Genomic DNA, 15,865 nt, shown 5'->3' on the forward strand with positions numbered 1-15,865 from the left:
GCACCACCTCCATAGCAAAAATCGCTTTCTGGTCTGGAGCCACTCTTAGTCGAAATAGGCGGCTATGCAACTTGCGGCGTGGTTTGCACCGGTACCGAAAAAGATCTTGTTTTGCTGTCTCCCAATTCGACTCTGGCCAACGCACGCTGAAGGGCCTCAATGCAGATCGGATCGTGAGAATTGCCCGCATCTTCCCACAAAATCGCGAGTGCCTTGGCAATCGGCATAGCGGCTCTATAGGGTCGATCGGCGGTCAGAGCGTCAAAGACATCCGCCGTCGAAACTATCCGGACCTCCATCGGAATATTGTCCGCCGTTAAACCACGCGGATAGCCTTTCCCGTCCAGCCGTTCATGATGGGCGCCCCCGATCAGCGCCGCCTCGGAGAATGCGCCGATTGTAGACAGGATTTGCTCTGAAAACTCGGCGTGCCTCTTCATCTTGAGCCATTCATCGTCGTCAAGCTTGCCGGGCTTGTCGAGTACACTGTTGCTGACACCGAGTTTGCCGATGTCGTGCAGCAAGGCAGCCCGCTTGAGGAGCCGGCGAGCCTCGAAACCGATGCCCATTTCCTCCGCGATCAGATCGGTGAAGAGTGCCACACGATCGCTGTGGCCGGAAGTATAGGGGCTCTTGGCGTCGATGACCTTTGCGAAGCCGGCAGCAATGTCATCGAGATAGTCGTCATCAGCCATAATGGCATGTTGCCCCGGTTCGGAGGCCAACACGATTGCCTCGACATCGGAGGAGGATAAGGCATCCCAGAAAACGTCGTTCTCTGACACGCGGATAAAGGCCTTGACCAGGGAGGGATCGAACCAGTCGCCCTTACGCTTCTTGATTTCCGTGAGCGCACTTTTCCGGCCGCCGCTGACATGAAATATGTCGATCACCTGAGCCAGGAGAGCAATACGGGAAAACAGCGGTATATAGTCGCCGGCGAGCCCATTCGGCTTTCCGCCTCCGTTCCAATGCTCGTCGAGTCCAAGGATTCCCTGGGCTATGCCTTCGGAGAACCGCATCTGTCGAGCGATCTCGGCGCCGCGCTGGCAACGCGTCTGAATGAGTTCGGTGGAGAGCTCTCCACCATTTTGCAGAATGTTCAAAATACTGCGAAATCGCTCGGCAAGGCCTGACTGCATGCCGGTGTGGCTGATGACGAACCGGAGGACCTGGGTGAGACTGCCGTCAACCAGCTTGAAATCGCGTTTGAAATTCAGATCATCTGCGAGATAGAGTTCGCAGATGCGCGCGGCGTTGCTGCTACAGCCGAGATCCTTCAGCAAGAGCGTATAATAGAGATCATGCAATTGAACATCATCAAGGCCGATCTCGCGACCGACATGCATGCCGATATAACAGCATCGGATGCAATGCCCCTCAGGTTGCCCCTCGGTCATATCGAGCGCCTTGCTCAAAGCTTCGATGATTTCCGCCAAGCGGATTTGGACGCCCGTCATAAGCTCGACCTCGTTAATAGCCGAACATTAGTTGAAGAAGGTTGTAGAAGGATTGAGCAACCGACGTTGGCGCAAAAATAAGAGCGCGACAGTCTACCCGGCAGGCCAGTTCCGCTTATTTCGCGAGGAAACAGAGATACTTACCGCGTCAATTTGGCGAACCCCTTCGCGAGAATAGGCCCGGTGGGGCGTTTGCTCCGTGAACCACCCGCTTCCTCGAGGGTTATCTCGTACAGCTGCGCATCTGCAGGCTTCGGAAGTGACCACCCGGCTAGCCTTGCCGAACGTGACCCGTTCAGCACCCCGAGAGACATTGGCCCCATTTCGATCGAGGGTAGTGTCCAGACCTGCATTGTCTTGTCGTCCGGAACCGTAAAATCCGTGAGCAGCCTCACATTGGCCGAGTCGTTTCCAAAGTCCTCAACTACGGCCTGGACTTCGCCGGCCTCATTCATAAGCACCGCCACAACAAGGGGCTCGACCTGTCGCGTTATGCTCCATGTCAGGCCTATAGCCAAAACGATCGAGGCAGCGATCGCCGATACGGCGGCCGCTCGCCAACCGGAGCGATGATTGTCGTTGACCGCCTTGGCGGGATTTGCCGCAATCGCAAGCGATGTCCGTTGCTGTTCGGTCAGTCTGGAGGAAATCGCATTCCATAGGCTCGGCGATACATCCGTCGGCGCGAGACCTGTATCGAGCGGCAAGAACCGTTCGTACGCCTCAGCCACGGCCTGCTTCAAAGCTGCATTGAGCTCGATTTCCGCCTCAACATATGCCCTGTCGCCGTCCTCGAGCAGACCAAGCACATACTCGTCAGCGATGACGGAGATTTCGTTGGATTCGAGGTTCATGCCATGCACTCCCGCAGCGAGGAAAGGCCCCGCCGAATCCAGGACTTTGCGGTGCCTAGCGGCAGCCGCAACCGTCCGGCAATCTCGCCGTGGGTGTAACCACCCACATACGCCATCAGGATGCCGCGTCTGCGCACGTCATCCAGCCTGCTCAGGCATTCGTGCAACCGGCTGCCCCGATCCAGCTTATGCCAAGCCGACATGATCTCAGGTAGCGTCCACGTTCGTGGTGTAATTTCGGGGGCGCATTGAGTGGAAATTGCGGTGGAGAATGCGCTGCCGTTTTTGCCGAGCGCCGGGTGGTCACCGGGCCTGTCGGATAAGGTGGAGTTGTTCGACTTCAACCTGCCGAAAGGAACTCCGATGACCGACGATAGATTACCCCTTGCCGAGCTTGCCGCGAAGAGTGGCGACAGCGATTTTCTGCGGGCCATTGCCGAAAGCGTGCTGCAACTGATCATGGAGGCCGACGTGGACGGCCTGATCGGCGCTGGCCGCTATGAGCGGGGCGATGGCCGCCAGACCTGGCGCAACGGCTACCGCGACCGCTCGCTCGACACCCGGCTCGGCACGCTGAATCTGAAGATACCGAAGATGCGGCAAGGGGCCTATTTCCCAGGCTTTCTGGAGCCGAGGAAGATGGTGGAGAAGGCACTGGTGGCCGTGATCCAGGAGGCATGGATCAACGGCGTTTCGACGCGCAAGGTCGATGAGCTGGTGCAGGCGATGGGCATGACGGGGATTTCCAAATCCTCCGTTTCCAAGCTCTGCAAGGACATCGATGAGCGGGTGAACGCCTTCCTCAAGCGCCCGCTTTCGGGCGACTGGCCTTATCTCTGGCTCGACGCGACCTATCTGAAGGTGCGCGAGGGCGGGCGCATCGTCTCGGTGGCGGCGATAATCGCGGTGGCCGTCAATACGGACGGGAAGAGGGAGATCGTCGGCCTACATATCGGCCCTTCCGAAGCCGAGCCGTTCTGGACGAGCTTCCTGCGCGATCTGGTGCGCCGGGGTCTCACCGGCGTCAAGCTGGTCATCTCCGACGCTCATGAGGGGCTGAAGGCCGCCATCACCCGCATCCTCAGCGCGACATGGCAGAGGTGCCGCGTTCATGCGATGCGCAACGCGCTTGCCTACGTTCCCAAGGGCCAGCAAACTATGGTCGCCGCCGCGATCCGGCAGGCTTTCATCCAGCCCGACCACGACAATGCCGTGCAGACATGGCGGCATGTCGCCGACCAACTCCGCGCCAGATGGCCCAAGCTCGGCACCTTCATGGACAATGCCGAGGCAGCATCCGCCTCTGGCAGCGACGCGCATCGCTATTGGAGCTGTATCCCCGTATCTAACAGTTGGTCGAGAAAGTCCTCACGCGATGCGATTGACGCCGTCTTGGTCGCCTGGATGACGGCAACGATAACCTGCCGAGCAAGAGAGCGAGCGGCAACGCGGTCTCGAAAGGAAATATCGCTCATCGATCGGCCGTGCAGAAAAGAACTTCTGATGTTGAAAAGCCGCTCATATTGGGCCCCGAATGAGCGATCCCCGAACAGTCCGGTAACACGATGACGCATGCGCTTTGATGCACTTTTTTTTGGATGCCGGTCGGGGGCGACGCGTTGCGACCTGTCGTAGTCCGCGTGCAGGCCTAACGCCGCCTCGATCGCTATCATGTGCGCCAGAAATTCGTCGATTCCGTCAGCAAGGAAGGCACGGACGAAAAAGTGGACGATCGGTGTCTCGAATAAGGCGGAGTTCAGGGCGTGTTGTACAACCTCCCAGTAGGCTTGGTCCCATCTGGCAAGATCCGTTACCGCTTCGTCATCGAGTCTCCGACGCAGCGGCACGTCCTCTTCGACAGTCCCTCCGTAGCCGTCGTCGTAAATATTGACTGTCCAGTTCAAGGTTTGCGGAGACGGCGGAGCAGAGCGCCGCACAAAGATGTCATGATCGACGGTATAGACCCAGGGAACCCCGAAACCGCGCCAGTCCAGCCCAGGCATTGTCGACCAGTCCTCCCATGGTGCGAGAAGCAGGAAAAACAATGCGGACTCGACAATCCTCGGAACCTGGCCCTGGTGCGGCTCGATGCGACCAAAATCCTGGCCGAAATCCATCAGCAGATCGGGAAGAGTCCGCGCGCCGTCCGTTCTCTCAAGTTCTGAGATCTCCTCGACCACGAGCCACTGAAATTCAGCGAACTGCTCAGCCTGAAACTCCATCGCGTGGTGAGTGCGGTTCAGTCCCTGCTCGTCGAACAGGCCACGGAGCTCTGCCGCGGTGACGCTTTTAAGATGAGCGGTGCCAAATCTGAGAGATGGCAAGTCGTCGGCCAAATCCAGCGGAACCAGATGCGTTCGTTTCGAATGGGTCGATCCGAAGGCTTGGTGAAGAGCCCGCGCGGCGTCCTCGGCTTGCGCGAATGTACCCGTCGAATTCCTGGGTGCTCTGCAGGGCAGGCCGAGCGTGACGAGAGCTGTCATCAGCGTAGATTGAAATCCGAGCGCCCGCGTGTGGGGATGAAGCTTGCCGCAAGCATCGCGGAGGCGAAGAAATGCAGGATTGGCGAAAAGATTTTCGGGTCCGGGCGGCTCGAGCTTCCATAGCGCGCGCATGGCGTCAACCATTTCCTGGCTCGGCCCGGAAGGATCAGCTTGTAGGCCTGACATCAATTACCTCACCTCGGCTCCCCACGAGCGCTATCTCGATTCCAGCGAGTGCACACCGCGGCGCGAGCCGTTCGGCGAGCCTCATGGTGCGATTGGTCAGCGGGACGCAGGCGACTTGCCGGCCGGCGGCCGGCGTTGCCATCAACATCCCTACCGTTTCGCAGAGCCCTTTATAGAGACGGGAGACGTGGCCAGGGTGTCGAGTATTGATGATGCCACCCTTGCACTCGGCCGATATCAAGCCGCTCGGCGTTTCGGCCACGACGTCGCCTACACCGGATTTTGGATTGACGACGATGCTTTGCCCCAAGGCGTTCCCATAGGCGCCTCCGTAGGAAGTGCTGCCAAGACTGGAGACCTTGCGAAATCCTCGTTTTCCCAACCAACCCGAGAAGTCGAACTGCTTGCCATGCTCTCCATCGGGATGGATGCGCACAGTCATCGCATTCTCGGTCCGCAGAAGATGTATCGCGTAGGCGACCATGACGGCGCCTTCGAAAAGATGATGCTCTCGCGGCCCGTCCGTCTTGGTCACACGGTTGGGCGGCGGCTCCAGCGCCGCAACAAGATCGTCGAAGTCCAAGATTTCCTCCCCGCTCACCCTTAGCCGACGAAGATCGGACTGCACCTTGAACGTCAAGGCGTAGCAAGGACGCTACACTGCGCCGACGCTCGGGCGCACAGTAGCCCTTGGATCAGCTGATCGGAAGGCTCGTATCGAAAACCGCACCATGTAGGCGCATCAACTGGTCCGTTCTCGTCGGGTCATCCTCAAAACGTTGGCCGGGCAATGTCACAAGGTCGCTCGAGAGGACACGATCGAACAGGGCGTAGCAAACCTCGCCGTTATTGTGTCGGGATCGATAAGCCAACCCGTCCAGATCCGGGTAGTCCTGGTGCAAAGCCAGCGCCAGTGCGCGAGACGGCGCGTAGTCTGCCCCGGCGCTGATGGATGCGTCTACGCCGTGAAAGAGCAGCCCCTCGTCCATTAACTTCGCCAGGACCATCTGCCGCTGCAAGCGAAGCGGTGTCCACATGCGCTCCTCCACGAACGCTCGCCGAACGATGCGGTTTGCAGGCCTACGAAGAACCGTTTCCACAAACGCCCCTTCCAGACGTTGTGCGGCATAGAGGAGCTGGTACTGACCAGCAGGCGCATCGAACCGACCTTGCGGCATAACGCCAGGCGCCGGGCCGAAGAAGATCGGACCGTGAATCTTCTGATGAACGCGGACGACAACGTCGCCCGCGTCCAAGACAGTAATTCTCAATCCCGAGGGAAAGCGGGCGGTCGGCGCAGTATAAGTTGGCAATTCTCAGCCCTCATCCATGCCGAGATAGGCTTTGGCCGCCCTTACGACGTCGTCAACGCGGCCTTCGGCAAGGATTCGCTGTGGTGTGTCTGCCAAATTGGGATCGGTGTCTATCAGGAACTGCAGCATCGACCAACGGCCTGCGCCGCTGTCATCAAAGAGTTTGGTCACCTTGGCCAATCCATCTATCAGGCGGATCTCGCTGCCTACGGTAACGAACTGGAACTTCGGAAGGACGATTTCCGATCCGTGCATGAAACCGAATGCCGAACCCAACTTGACCCGCTTATGGAGGGCCTGGCGGGTCGTGCCGAGCATCTTCGCGCCTTCAGTGAGAGATACCCCACCCCCGGAACGATCAAGAAGCGCAGTGCTGATGTTGGCGAACCTTTGATCGTCGCTCAATTCAATCGCACCCGATCCTCCCTCAACCTCCGCCAATAGCTCAGCCGAGAGCTGAAATTGATCGGCGGCAAGATCGATGTGCTTTGCAAGCTCCGAGAATGCCCGCGGCCTGTCATACTGGCACAACCGCAGCAACTCGGTGCGAGCTGGTGTCAACTCAGTCAGCAGAACGAAAGCATCAATAGCCAGCTGCTCGGCGCGTGGAGTGGGGGTCCATCTGTGCAACAGAGCCTGTCGAACCTCCTTCGAACGCGCGAGACAGTCATCCACGATATGCGAGTACCAATTGCGCCCTTTCCGGACACGATGAACCGATGAACGCTGATGCCGGGGCAGTTCGAAGTCCGATACTGACGCCTCGTGAAACGCAGCCCCCATAAGAAGTGCTGCAGAGTGGAGCCGCGAATTGAAGACGAACACAAGTTTCAAGGTTGGGCTCGCCGAAACGTCAGGGAGAAGCGTCTCCCGAACGCGCATGTTCCAGTGGTGGAACTCCTCGTTGTCTGCCCAACGGTGGTTCAATCGCCATTGATGGCCCGCCCACGTCTCGAACCCTCGATCTATGTCTCCTGCAGCCGCCTGGTTGAACACGAGGCCAGCAAGGTACTGGGAGAGTGTCTGCCCTGCTTCTCGGGCATGCAGTTCCGCAGCAGCGCGTACGACCGGATCAATGTCGGCCGCAGATATCGTTTGTTCACTCATGGCCTACTCGCGGCTCGCGCCGTCGCGGGAGCAGTGCGTGGTTGATAGTCAGGGTTGATATATACGGCAATCAGCGATTACTATCAACCCCGAGGCCTCGCGGCATCAACTGCCCCTTCCCCTCCGGTTTCCATTCCAAGCAGGACAGCGTTGGCGAAACGCGCCAGCTTCTCGTCATTCCCGGCGAGCTGATCACGTAGCGATCGAGGGATCTCCAACTGCACCCCGGCTCGAGTCCTTCCGCGATTGCAGATGTTGTTTTGTGCGCCGCCGGCGAGGGATTGGCCCGGTCGCCTGATCTCCGAAGAGAAACCCGCCTTGACGAGTGCGGAGACAATTCTGTCACGTCGCTGAAAATCGAGACCGCCGACCCAAGTGGTTTCACCGTCACCATTGTCTGCCCGACCATGGACGCCGAGGACAACCTCCGCCGCAGCTACTATCGCCGCCGCTGAGGGCTCATCGAATTTCTCCGAAGTAATATGAAGTTCGCAATGGTCGCGATGGAGCCTCAGCCCCTCGAAGAGATAGAGAGAATGCGTCTCCCCTGCAATCGCCCTTGCTATGATCGAGGTATGAGGTTCGATTTCACCGCCATGAGGGGCGACAACCGCGATCTCGGACATGCGCTCGACCGCTAGCCGGCGGAAATCGATTCCCTCTCGTTCCGTCTGCTCCAGCTCACTGAAGCACTCATACGAATCCTTCTTCAACCTCATCCCCTCTCGACCGTTTCCCGCCATGTTCGGCGATGCTTGATAATCGACAGCCGTAGGAACCATTACCTATCACTCTTGCGACGCTCCTGATTTCTGTGGCCGCCCTAAGATCGATTGTTCAAGATCACCGACGAAAAGGTCCGGTTCACATCGTACAGCTGTTCACCCGCACACTGAGATGTGTGCGAAAGCGAGCTGTCAAAACATATATTCAAGAAGTTCTCGACACCGGCAAGGAAGTGCGAGGATAACTATTCTGATCACGTCGACATCACCTCTACAAGGCTGCGATCCCTGGCCGCCTTTCCTTATTGTCGAAAGGATCTTCCCGAGACAATCCTCACGAAGACCTAGAACCGAGCGATCGATGAATTCAACCTCGGAATATGTCCAATCATATCTCCAGGGTCAAAAACATCGCTGCCCGGACTCAGATGGTCTATGCGCTGAGTACGATCACCAACATAAAACTAGGCGCAAAACGCGAGGACATGGCCAGCCAGAACACACAAAAAAATGTTGTTCAAGCCAAAATTGGACGTTGTCTCTTGACTACGATGCAACCAGTGCTGCGTATTGCAATACGACATAATCCCTGGGGCTGTGCCATGTACTATTACATCGATGAGAGCGGGAATACCGGTCTTAACCTGTTCGACATAAACCAGCCCACGCTGTTCTATGGTGTGCTTGGCTGCCCGGCCAATCTTGATGTGATTGCAGAGCCGCTGCTGATAGAGGTGAGGAAGGAACTAGGCGTAAAGCGCATCCACGCCGCGGAACTCGGCGTGGGCCGCCTCATCCCGATAGCAAAGCGGCTTGCAGACTTCAGCAAGAAACACGACCTTCGGTTCTCCCTGCTCAAGGTTACAAAAGAGGATCATGCGGTTATCAGCTTCTACGATCAGGTGTTCGACTCCGGAATTAACAAGGCCGTGTCGTGGCACCATTACTTCACTCCCCTTCGTTACCCGATGCTGATGAAGGTCGCATTCCTATTCGATGACCAACTGAGGAAAGACGCTTGGGCCGCGCGGAAGGAAACTAATTCGGCCAAGAGCGCGTCCGCGCTGGTCACAATCTGCAATACTCTGCTTTCTCGTGTCGATTGGCTTCCGGACGCACGCTCCCGAGAACTTGTGTCAGGCGCATTGAAATGGGCGGCGGCCAACCCGTTCGAGATCGACTATGGTGTCGGCAACAAAGACACAGCCCTCCAGATTTCGCCGAACCTAGTCGGCTTTCAGCAGGTCATGCAGGTCATGGCCGTGCAGTCGAATAAGAAAGGGCGCTCCATCCGCAAGATCACGGTTGATCGCCAGACTGAGTTCAACAAGGCGCAAGGCGAACTTGCGAGTTGGTATGAGACTCTCCGGTCCGTCAAGCACAACACCAATCTCGGTCCGGGTATGCCCAAATTCGATTATTCGATGATGCCAGAAGTCCCGCCAACATTTACTCCCGGCGATGAAAGCGCCGGATTGGAATTAGTGGACGTGACCCTATGGATCACAAAACGCCTGGAGGAAAAAAAGGATGTTCCAAATCAGCTCCGGCACCTGTTTGCCATTCAGACCAAGCGCGGACTGGTCGATGAAGTTTCACTTGATGCGATAGATAAGCGCTGGCGGCACCTGGTGGCGCTGCCAGTTCCTGAAAAGCCCCTTCCTGCCAATCTCGAAAGACACTTCCAGGAAGTGGAAGATGCAAGGAAGGCAACGGTTGCTTCGCTGGGATGACCGCTATCTTCATCCTGCGTGCGGACCGCGCGCTAGACGATAGCCGGCGATGGCGGGCGGCGAGCGAACCCCAACTGCTAAGGTTCGCTGTCATCGGCCGCCGGAAAGTCACGTTCTGAAGCAGTCGCGGTTCGGCTGAGCAATCCGGCATCCTCCAACGCCTCGATGTCGGGCAGGTCGCGCAGCGTCTGCATGCCGAACGCGGTGAGGAAATGTTTCGTCGTGACATAGGTATAGGGCGCGCCCGGAGTCGGGCTGCGCGGGCCGGAAGCGAGCAAGTTGCCGCCTCGCAGGCTGGCGATCGTGTCGCGACTGACCTCCTTGCCGAAGATTTTCGACAGGTCGCCGCGGGTGATCGGCTGGAAATAGGCGATCGCCATCAGCACCATGGCCTCGAAGTCGGACAGGGCCGGCGCCGCACTCCGCGTTGACGCCTGCGACGCCCTAATTGGAACGGCGAAACGCGAACGCGTTCGGTGCTGCCAGCCACCGGCGACGAAGACGATCTCATAGGGCCGTTCACGGAGTTCTTCCTGCAGGTCGTCGATTATCAGGTCGATGCTGCAGTCCTTGCCGATGACACGGGCTAGCGTCTCGCGGCCGACCGGTTCTGCCGCGGCAAAGATCACCGCTTCGACGCGCAACATCCATTCTCTCCAGCGCAATTCCAGCGGCAGGTCGGCCAACTCCCGATCCAGGAGGACTTCGTCCTCCGATGTCGATCTGCGGGCTCGCCGCGTACTGGCCACCTCCGGTTCGCTCATGTCACAACCCATAGATCCGGAACGAACTGCGGCCTGACAATTCGCGCACAGCGCCAAAGCCTTCCAGCCGGTCGAACAGCCGGGTCGCCGCCCAGCGCGAGAGAAAAGTGCCGGGGGCCGAGGCTGCCACGGCGTCCTCGTCAAGCAGCGCTTGGATAACGGCGCCAGCGCCTTTCGTCCGGACCTTTGGCACCGCGGCCCGCAGCGTCTCGGCACGGCGGGCGATATCACCGGCGGTGCGCAGGGCCGCGCCCGTTCCTTCGACGAGGGCAAGGCAGACGGCACGGGCAAAGGCCGGATCGCCCGGCCGAACGCGGCCCCGCCCCCCGAGCGTCTTGAAGGCCGGCCCGTAGCGTTCCGCCATCAGCAGCGGCACGGCACAATCCCATTTCAGCTGCGCGGCGATCAGCAGATCAGCCAGCATCCACGCGAGCGGTTCAGCATCCGGTCGCGCAGCAAAGATGGCGCTCACCAGATCCGCCGCAGCCAGCGGCGCCGGGCGGCCCGATTGCAGCGCCTCGTCGGCGTGGTCGACCGCCGCGGCCATCCGATCGTCCCAGGCCAGCCCCAACAGATCGGCAAACTCAGCCACGACTTTCGAGGAAAAGGTGGGTTTTCGGGTGGAAAGCCTTTTGGTGGCCAAAAACACCTTTCCGGCCGGACCGGGATCGCCACCGGTAGCCGTCAGCAGAACGGCATCGCGCAACGCGGCCTCGTCCTCGTTCCGCCCCATCAGCCGGACCGCGACGGCGGCGCATTTGAGGGCCTGGCGGGCGCGCCAGCAGCCGGCCCAGACGGGGGCGGAGCGGACAAGATCGTCGAGCGATTTCAGGGCGATGCCGGCGGCGAAGGCGGCGGCAAGATCGTCCGGCTCGCGGCCACGCGGCAGGGTCCAGCCGGGCAAGGCGGTCGGGAGTACCGGCGAGGCGACGAGAGGGGTGATGGGCGAATCCATGACCTCCATCCTAGTTAATTTGTGCGGTTTATGCCATAATTATCGGCATAAACAGCACGGCTTGTCTTTCCTTTATAATGATGGATAAGTTTGCATTATCGTTCGTTTTGTTCATTATAGAGAAATGACGCAATGTCGCTCGCATTTGACCGCCGGACGGCCCGTTTTTGGCGTCCCTCGGCGTCGAAATTCGCGTTCATTGGGCGGATTGGTTGTGCGCTTGATCAGTGGACAGCAGCGATCCGGTACCTCGCACGCTATCCCGACCGGCATCGACGGCGGTCGCCGCAACTGACCGGGCGCTCGCAGGCGCCCTCTTCCGAAAAATCGCCGATTTCGGCCAGAGAAGCCCGTGCAGCGGCTTTTTGCGTCGGACGATCAACAACTCATACTGGTCATCGAAACGCGCTCCATGGCCCTCTGTGTGACCTGAATTTTTCGTGCTTTCTGTCCGTCTCTGGCGGCGACCGCAGGTCACCCCTTCCTGGAAAGCGCTGCATCGATTAGCCTTGCACGAGTCCCGTCGCGTTTGCGCTGCGGTAGGCGTTGTGCGGCGGTCCACCTTGGGTCCGCCAGGATCTGATTGGCTAAACGCTCATATTCAGCCGAACTGCGCGGCAATGGACCGGTGGCCATTCCATGGGGCGGCGGTGGCGTGGCGCGCATCCGCCGCGATGCTGCGCGACGCGTCAGACGAATGGCGACTTGCGAGTTTGTAGCGACCCCATCCGGGTTGGCACCGAATACATCATTCAGAGCAAGCAGAGTAACGAAGCGCCAGCCTACCGGCAACTGGCCGAGCGGCGCCGCCGCGCCGACGGCATGGCGAACCTCGTAGGGGCATCGCCAGCCTGCTTCGTTTAACCAGAGCGCCAAAGCCGGCCGCGCCGCCGCCGGCTGATCGAGTGGTGCCCAGAGCGTCGCCAGCGCCTGCCCGAGCCGTTCACGCCCGCGACTGTCGCCGTCCACGCTTTGTGCAACCAGCTGCTGGATCGATAGCGCCGTTTCGATCAGAGCCACATCCCGCGGCGGGCCACCCTCCCCTCCCCTATCGATAAGAAGCGCTTCGCACCGGCTGCAGACCGCGCGTGCATGCCCTTCTCGCAGGCGGAACGCAACGGAGAGACGGTGACCACATCCGAGGCAGCGATCGCGAAGAAGATGGCCATGCTTGGGGCAGATGCAGTGCTCGGCGAGCACCCAGTCAGCCCGTAGCCACGAATCGCGATCGGCTGTGTAATCGGCCGCTAAACAGGCAAGGCAGACGGCTGGGGACCCGATCGTTGCTGAAGGCGCCCATTCCGGCCCTCTGCTCACGTACCAGGAATTTGGGCGTTGCGGATGCCGCCGGCTCAAGGATAATCGGAGCAGCCGCCCTGGGTCGACACCGCAGCTCCGGGCCCATTGTCGAACTTGTTCGGAGGCCGGCAGCCGATCATCGACGGACTGAATTGGCGAAAGACTCTCCCCACCATCGGTCATCCAGCCGGCGAGTGCTTGATGCGTAAGACCGTAGCGACAGGCTACTCGTGCAAGCCACGACGATAGCAGTTCGCCACGATAGGGTCGCGGTGCCACGGGTAGACGGCGGGCCGTCATGCACCCACCTGTTGCGGCCTGCGAGACGCGCGTCGTTCGACGGACTGCGTCATCGAAACGAGGGGCAGAACCAGATTGTCGCCGAAGCTCGTCAGGTCGAGCCGCTCCTTCCCCGAACGGATAGCTTCCTCGGCTGCCGTTTCGATCAGCCGGAGAATCCGCGCGGTGACACCACTGGTAAGCACATGGATTCGCTCGCGTACCGCGTCGCTTTCGAGATCGGAGGAAGCGCGCAATGGCAGGATGCGAGTCAGGCTCTTCAACAGAGCCGCAAAGACGTGATCGTTCTTCCATGGCTTGAGATGAAACGCTTCGAAGCGCTCGGCAAGCTGTGCGTCGGTCAGCAATGCCTGCCGCGCCAGATCGGTCCCGGCGCAGACAAGCGGCACCTTTAGGTCGTTGGCGAGAAACCGCAGTGCGTTCAGAAAAATCCGCTGCTGCCGATAGGTGCCAGCCAGCATGCCGTTGACCTCATCGAGCACAATCATCCTGGCGCCGACGGTGCGCAGCAACGAGCGGCAGATATCTTTCTCGCGCGCAAGGGTGCCGCCAATGAGCGCGGGAGCCTCAAGGCTTGCCAGTAATTCCCGATAAAGATCCCGCTCGACCGGCTCCGAGGGCACCTGCGCTACGACGACAGGCCTCTTGGTTACGCCGGTTGCCTGGCAGAACGTGGCCGGATGCGAACGCTGGAATTTGCGAATGATCTTGGTCTTGCCCATGCCAGTGTCGCCATAGACCAGAAGGCAAGGCATGCGGTCCCGCGGCGGATAGGCGAGCAACGCGTTCAGACGGGCAATTGCGGCTTCAGCCTGATCGAAGCCGATCCAGCGGTCTGCCTTGATCCAGGCAATGCGCTCATCGTCGGACAGCGCGGCGTAGCGGCGGTAGCGGTCGTCAAGATGTTCGTAGGTCCCCTCCTCTCTCACGACCACTCCTCGACGGGAAAGATCGGCACCTTACTCCAATCGATCGGCCGGTCGTCATCAGCTTGCAGCGGCTCGGCGGCAGCAGGCGATCTGTTTGGCGTGGCAGCATCAAGCGCGCGGCTGCGTTTCTCCGCCAGCTGACGCGCTGCTTTAGTGCGCCGGACCGCGTCATCAACCAACGCGCGCTGCGCCTCGATCGTCTCGAAGATCAGTTGCTCGTCGACAAGCGCCAGGCCGCGCTCACGCAAAGCTGCCCGGGCACGCCGGTGCTCGCCGAGCGTGATCGGCGGGCGCCGCAAATCGGCAAAGCGGATCGGCCATTGCGCACCGTTGGGACCCCGCACGAAAATCGTCGAGAGGTCTCGCGGATCGTAGGAAACACGCAGCGACCGATCAAGCCGGCCAGCCCAGATGCTCAGCACGTCATCCCAATAACGGAAACCGAACAGGTGAATGCCGTCTCGTCGCACCAGCCGGTCGACGCTCGGCAGGAAATCGATCATGAAGCCAGCAAGATCCTGGGGCTGCCGGACAGGCCGGACACGCCTCGCCACAGCTTCACACCACGCCGAAAGCGGCGGAATCCCCAAGGCCCCATGCCGATCGGCGTGATAACGGGTAATCTCGAGTGCTAACCAGCGCTCCAGTTCATCCAGCGTCATCGCCGCCCTCGCGGCTGAATCGTAGTCGCCCCGCTCGTCGATGTCGCTGAAGGTCGTGCCCGGCAGAAGATGAATGGCGCCCATCATGGTGCCGATCAGCCGTTCGATATGGCCGCCATAGTGCGGTGTGGCGGCCGGGCGGTGGATGAGCTCTATGCCATACTCTTGGGCGCCGCGCTTCAGCGTGCGGGAACGGAATTCCTTGGCGTTGTCGAGATGGATCGCATCGGGAAACCCGGAGACCGGCCACTCGGCGCTGATGCCCAGCCCGGCAAGCCATGCCTCTTTTGGCTGCACGCAATGCTGGATCGCGAGCGCGACGGAAATCGTCGACGGTGCCTCGAGCGTCAGGTAGAAACCCGCGATCATGCGGCTTGCGACGTCGATGGCGAGCGTCAGCCACGGCCTCTGGAGCGGCTTTCTATATTGACGATCGACGACGATGATATCAGCCAGCGTATGGTCGATCTGGACAACGCCGAAAACGCACTCGGCCTCGTATTGCCCGGGAACAGGCCGGAAGCGGTCACGGGCTGCTTTCGGGCCATGCCTCGCCCCGGTAAGTTCGGCTGGCTCCAGGGCAGCAACGCGCGCCTTCACGGCGTGCCAGGACGGCGCCCGCACGCCACGCACGCGGCAAAGCCTGCGAATCTCCTTGAGCAACTGGTTGATGCTCGGCTTCTGACGCGTCTCGTAGAAATCCCGTACCGCCTCGGCAATCACGGCTTCGGTCTCGTCCGGAAGCCGCCGACTGCCGCGTCGCGTTCCTGCCGGCTGCGGCAGCAGTGAACTCGTAACCGGATCCTCGCGATACGCCCTGAGCAGTTCATACAGCCGGGTGCGCCGAAGTCCGAGCTCACGGCATGCGCGGAGGAAATCAGAACGGCTGGGGTGCGCGAGAGACACCAGCCTTCGGATCACAGTCTCTCTTGCAACTGCCTCGCTCCAGACAGCGTCATCGACAATATTCCTGTCAGGCACATGAACCACAGCTACCTCGCTGCAAAGTTCGTCCGGCTGAATACTACGAAAATTCCGCTGATTCGGCTAGAATCCGTCCATAAACCTCGGGCCTGATTCGGACATATCAGTCAG

At 59.9% G+C, this 15,865-nt stretch carries 13 protein-coding genes and 3 pseudogenes; 2 read left to right on the top strand and 14 right to left on the bottom strand.

The window, feature by feature from the left end:
* Positions 1–62: 62 nt before the first annotated feature.
* The 3 genes and pseudogenes from MOE34_RS24435 to MOE34_RS24445 form a co-directional block, all read right to left on the bottom strand.
* Positions 63–1,460: an HD-GYP domain-containing protein gene (locus MOE34_RS24435; protein ID WP_242225175.1), complete on the bottom strand. Its 1,398-nt coding sequence runs from the start codon at positions 1,458–1,460 to the stop codon at positions 63–65.
* Between the two features lie 140 nt (positions 1,461–1,600).
* Positions 1,601–2,314, bottom strand: a complete 714-nt coding sequence (locus MOE34_RS24440) for an anti-sigma factor (RefSeq protein WP_130520370.1) — start codon at positions 2,312–2,314, stop codon at positions 1,601–1,603.
* Positions 2,311–2,523, bottom strand: a pseudogene (locus MOE34_RS24445) (sigma factor-like helix-turn-helix DNA-binding protein); the annotation flags it as partial. The pseudogene MOE34_RS24445 and the gene MOE34_RS24440, both read right to left, overlap by 4 nt.
* Positions 2,524–2,677: 154 nt before the next feature.
* Here MOE34_RS24445 and MOE34_RS24450 point away from each other — a divergent pair.
* Positions 2,678–3,604 (top strand): annotated as a pseudogene (locus tag MOE34_RS24450) (IS256 family transposase); the annotation flags it as partial.
* 32 nt (positions 3,605–3,636) lie between these two features.
* Here the strand turns inward: MOE34_RS24450 and MOE34_RS24455 are convergent.
* The 5 genes from MOE34_RS24455 to MOE34_RS24475 form a co-directional block, all read right to left on the bottom strand.
* Positions 3,637–4,941 carry a hypothetical protein gene (locus tag MOE34_RS24455; protein ID WP_242225038.1) on the bottom strand — a complete coding sequence of 435 codons (1,305 nt, stop codon included), beginning with the start codon at positions 4,939–4,941 and terminating at the stop codon, positions 3,637–3,639.
* A 22-nt stretch (positions 4,942–4,963) separates the two neighbouring features.
* The gene (locus tag MOE34_RS24460; protein WP_242225039.1) at positions 4,964–5,566 is read right to left on the bottom strand and encodes a hypothetical protein; all 603 of its coding nucleotides are present in this window, start codon (positions 5,564–5,566) and stop codon (positions 4,964–4,966) included.
* A 112-nt stretch (positions 5,567–5,678) separates the two neighbouring features.
* The gene (locus MOE34_RS24465) at positions 5,679–6,239 is read right to left on the bottom strand and encodes an RES family NAD+ phosphorylase (protein ID WP_242225040.1); all 561 of its coding nucleotides are present in this window, start codon (positions 6,237–6,239) and stop codon (positions 5,679–5,681) included.
* Positions 6,240–6,299: 60 nt separating this feature from the next.
* The gene (locus MOE34_RS24470; RefSeq protein WP_347342772.1) at positions 6,300–7,265 is read right to left on the bottom strand and encodes a hypothetical protein; all 966 of its coding nucleotides are present in this window, start codon (positions 7,263–7,265) and stop codon (positions 6,300–6,302) included.
* Positions 7,266–7,486: 221 nt separating this feature from the next.
* Positions 7,487–8,122 (bottom strand): poly-gamma-glutamate hydrolase family protein, encoded by a 636-nt coding sequence (locus tag MOE34_RS24475; protein WP_242225042.1) that lies wholly within the window; start codon positions 8,120–8,122, stop codon positions 7,487–7,489.
* A 386-nt stretch (positions 8,123–8,508) separates the two neighbouring features.
* Between MOE34_RS24475 and MOE34_RS24480 the strand changes: the two genes are divergently transcribed.
* Positions 8,509–9,861: a DUF3800 domain-containing protein gene (locus MOE34_RS24480; protein WP_242225043.1), complete on the top strand. Its 1,353-nt coding sequence runs from the start codon at positions 8,509–8,511 to the stop codon at positions 9,859–9,861.
* A gap of 77 nt (positions 9,862–9,938) precedes the next feature.
* Here the strand turns inward: MOE34_RS24480 and scpB are convergent, their stop codons facing one another.
* The 6 genes and pseudogenes from scpB to MOE34_RS24505 all read right to left on the bottom strand — a co-directional run bounded on the left by scpB (position 9,939) and on the right by MOE34_RS24505 (position 15,691).
* Entirely contained in the window at positions 9,939–10,625 is a 687-nt protein-coding gene (gene scpB, locus MOE34_RS24485) for an SMC-Scp complex subunit ScpB (RefSeq protein WP_242225044.1), read from the bottom strand.
* Between the two features lies 1 nt (position 10,626).
* Positions 10,627–11,580: a DUF1403 family protein gene (locus tag MOE34_RS24490; RefSeq protein WP_242225045.1), complete on the bottom strand. Its 954-nt coding sequence runs from the start codon at positions 11,578–11,580 to the stop codon at positions 10,627–10,629.
* 474 nt (positions 11,581–12,054) lie between these two features.
* Positions 12,055–12,600 carry a hypothetical protein gene (locus MOE34_RS24495; protein ID WP_242225003.1) on the bottom strand — a complete coding sequence of 182 codons (546 nt, stop codon included), beginning with the start codon at positions 12,598–12,600 and terminating at the stop codon, positions 12,055–12,057.
* A gap of 147 nt (positions 12,601–12,747) precedes the next feature.
* Positions 12,748–13,179 (bottom strand): annotated as a pseudogene (locus MOE34_RS25640) (TniQ family protein); the annotation flags it as partial.
* Positions 13,176–14,114, bottom strand: coding sequence for a TniB family NTP-binding protein (locus tag MOE34_RS24500; RefSeq protein ID WP_242225001.1), 939 nt, complete (start codon positions 14,112–14,114; stop codon positions 13,176–13,178). The pseudogene MOE34_RS25640 and the gene MOE34_RS24500, both read right to left, overlap by 4 nt.
* Positions 14,105–15,691, bottom strand: coding sequence for a Mu transposase C-terminal domain-containing protein (locus MOE34_RS24505; RefSeq protein ID WP_242224999.1), 1,587 nt, complete (start codon positions 15,689–15,691; stop codon positions 14,105–14,107). The genes MOE34_RS24500 and MOE34_RS24505 overlap by 10 nt, the downstream gene beginning before the upstream one ends.
* Between the last annotated feature and the right edge of the window lie 174 nt (positions 15,692–15,865).

Source organism: Shinella zoogloeoides (assembly GCF_022682305.1).
Lineage (GTDB): Bacteria > Pseudomonadota > Alphaproteobacteria > Rhizobiales > Rhizobiaceae > Shinella > Shinella zoogloeoides_B.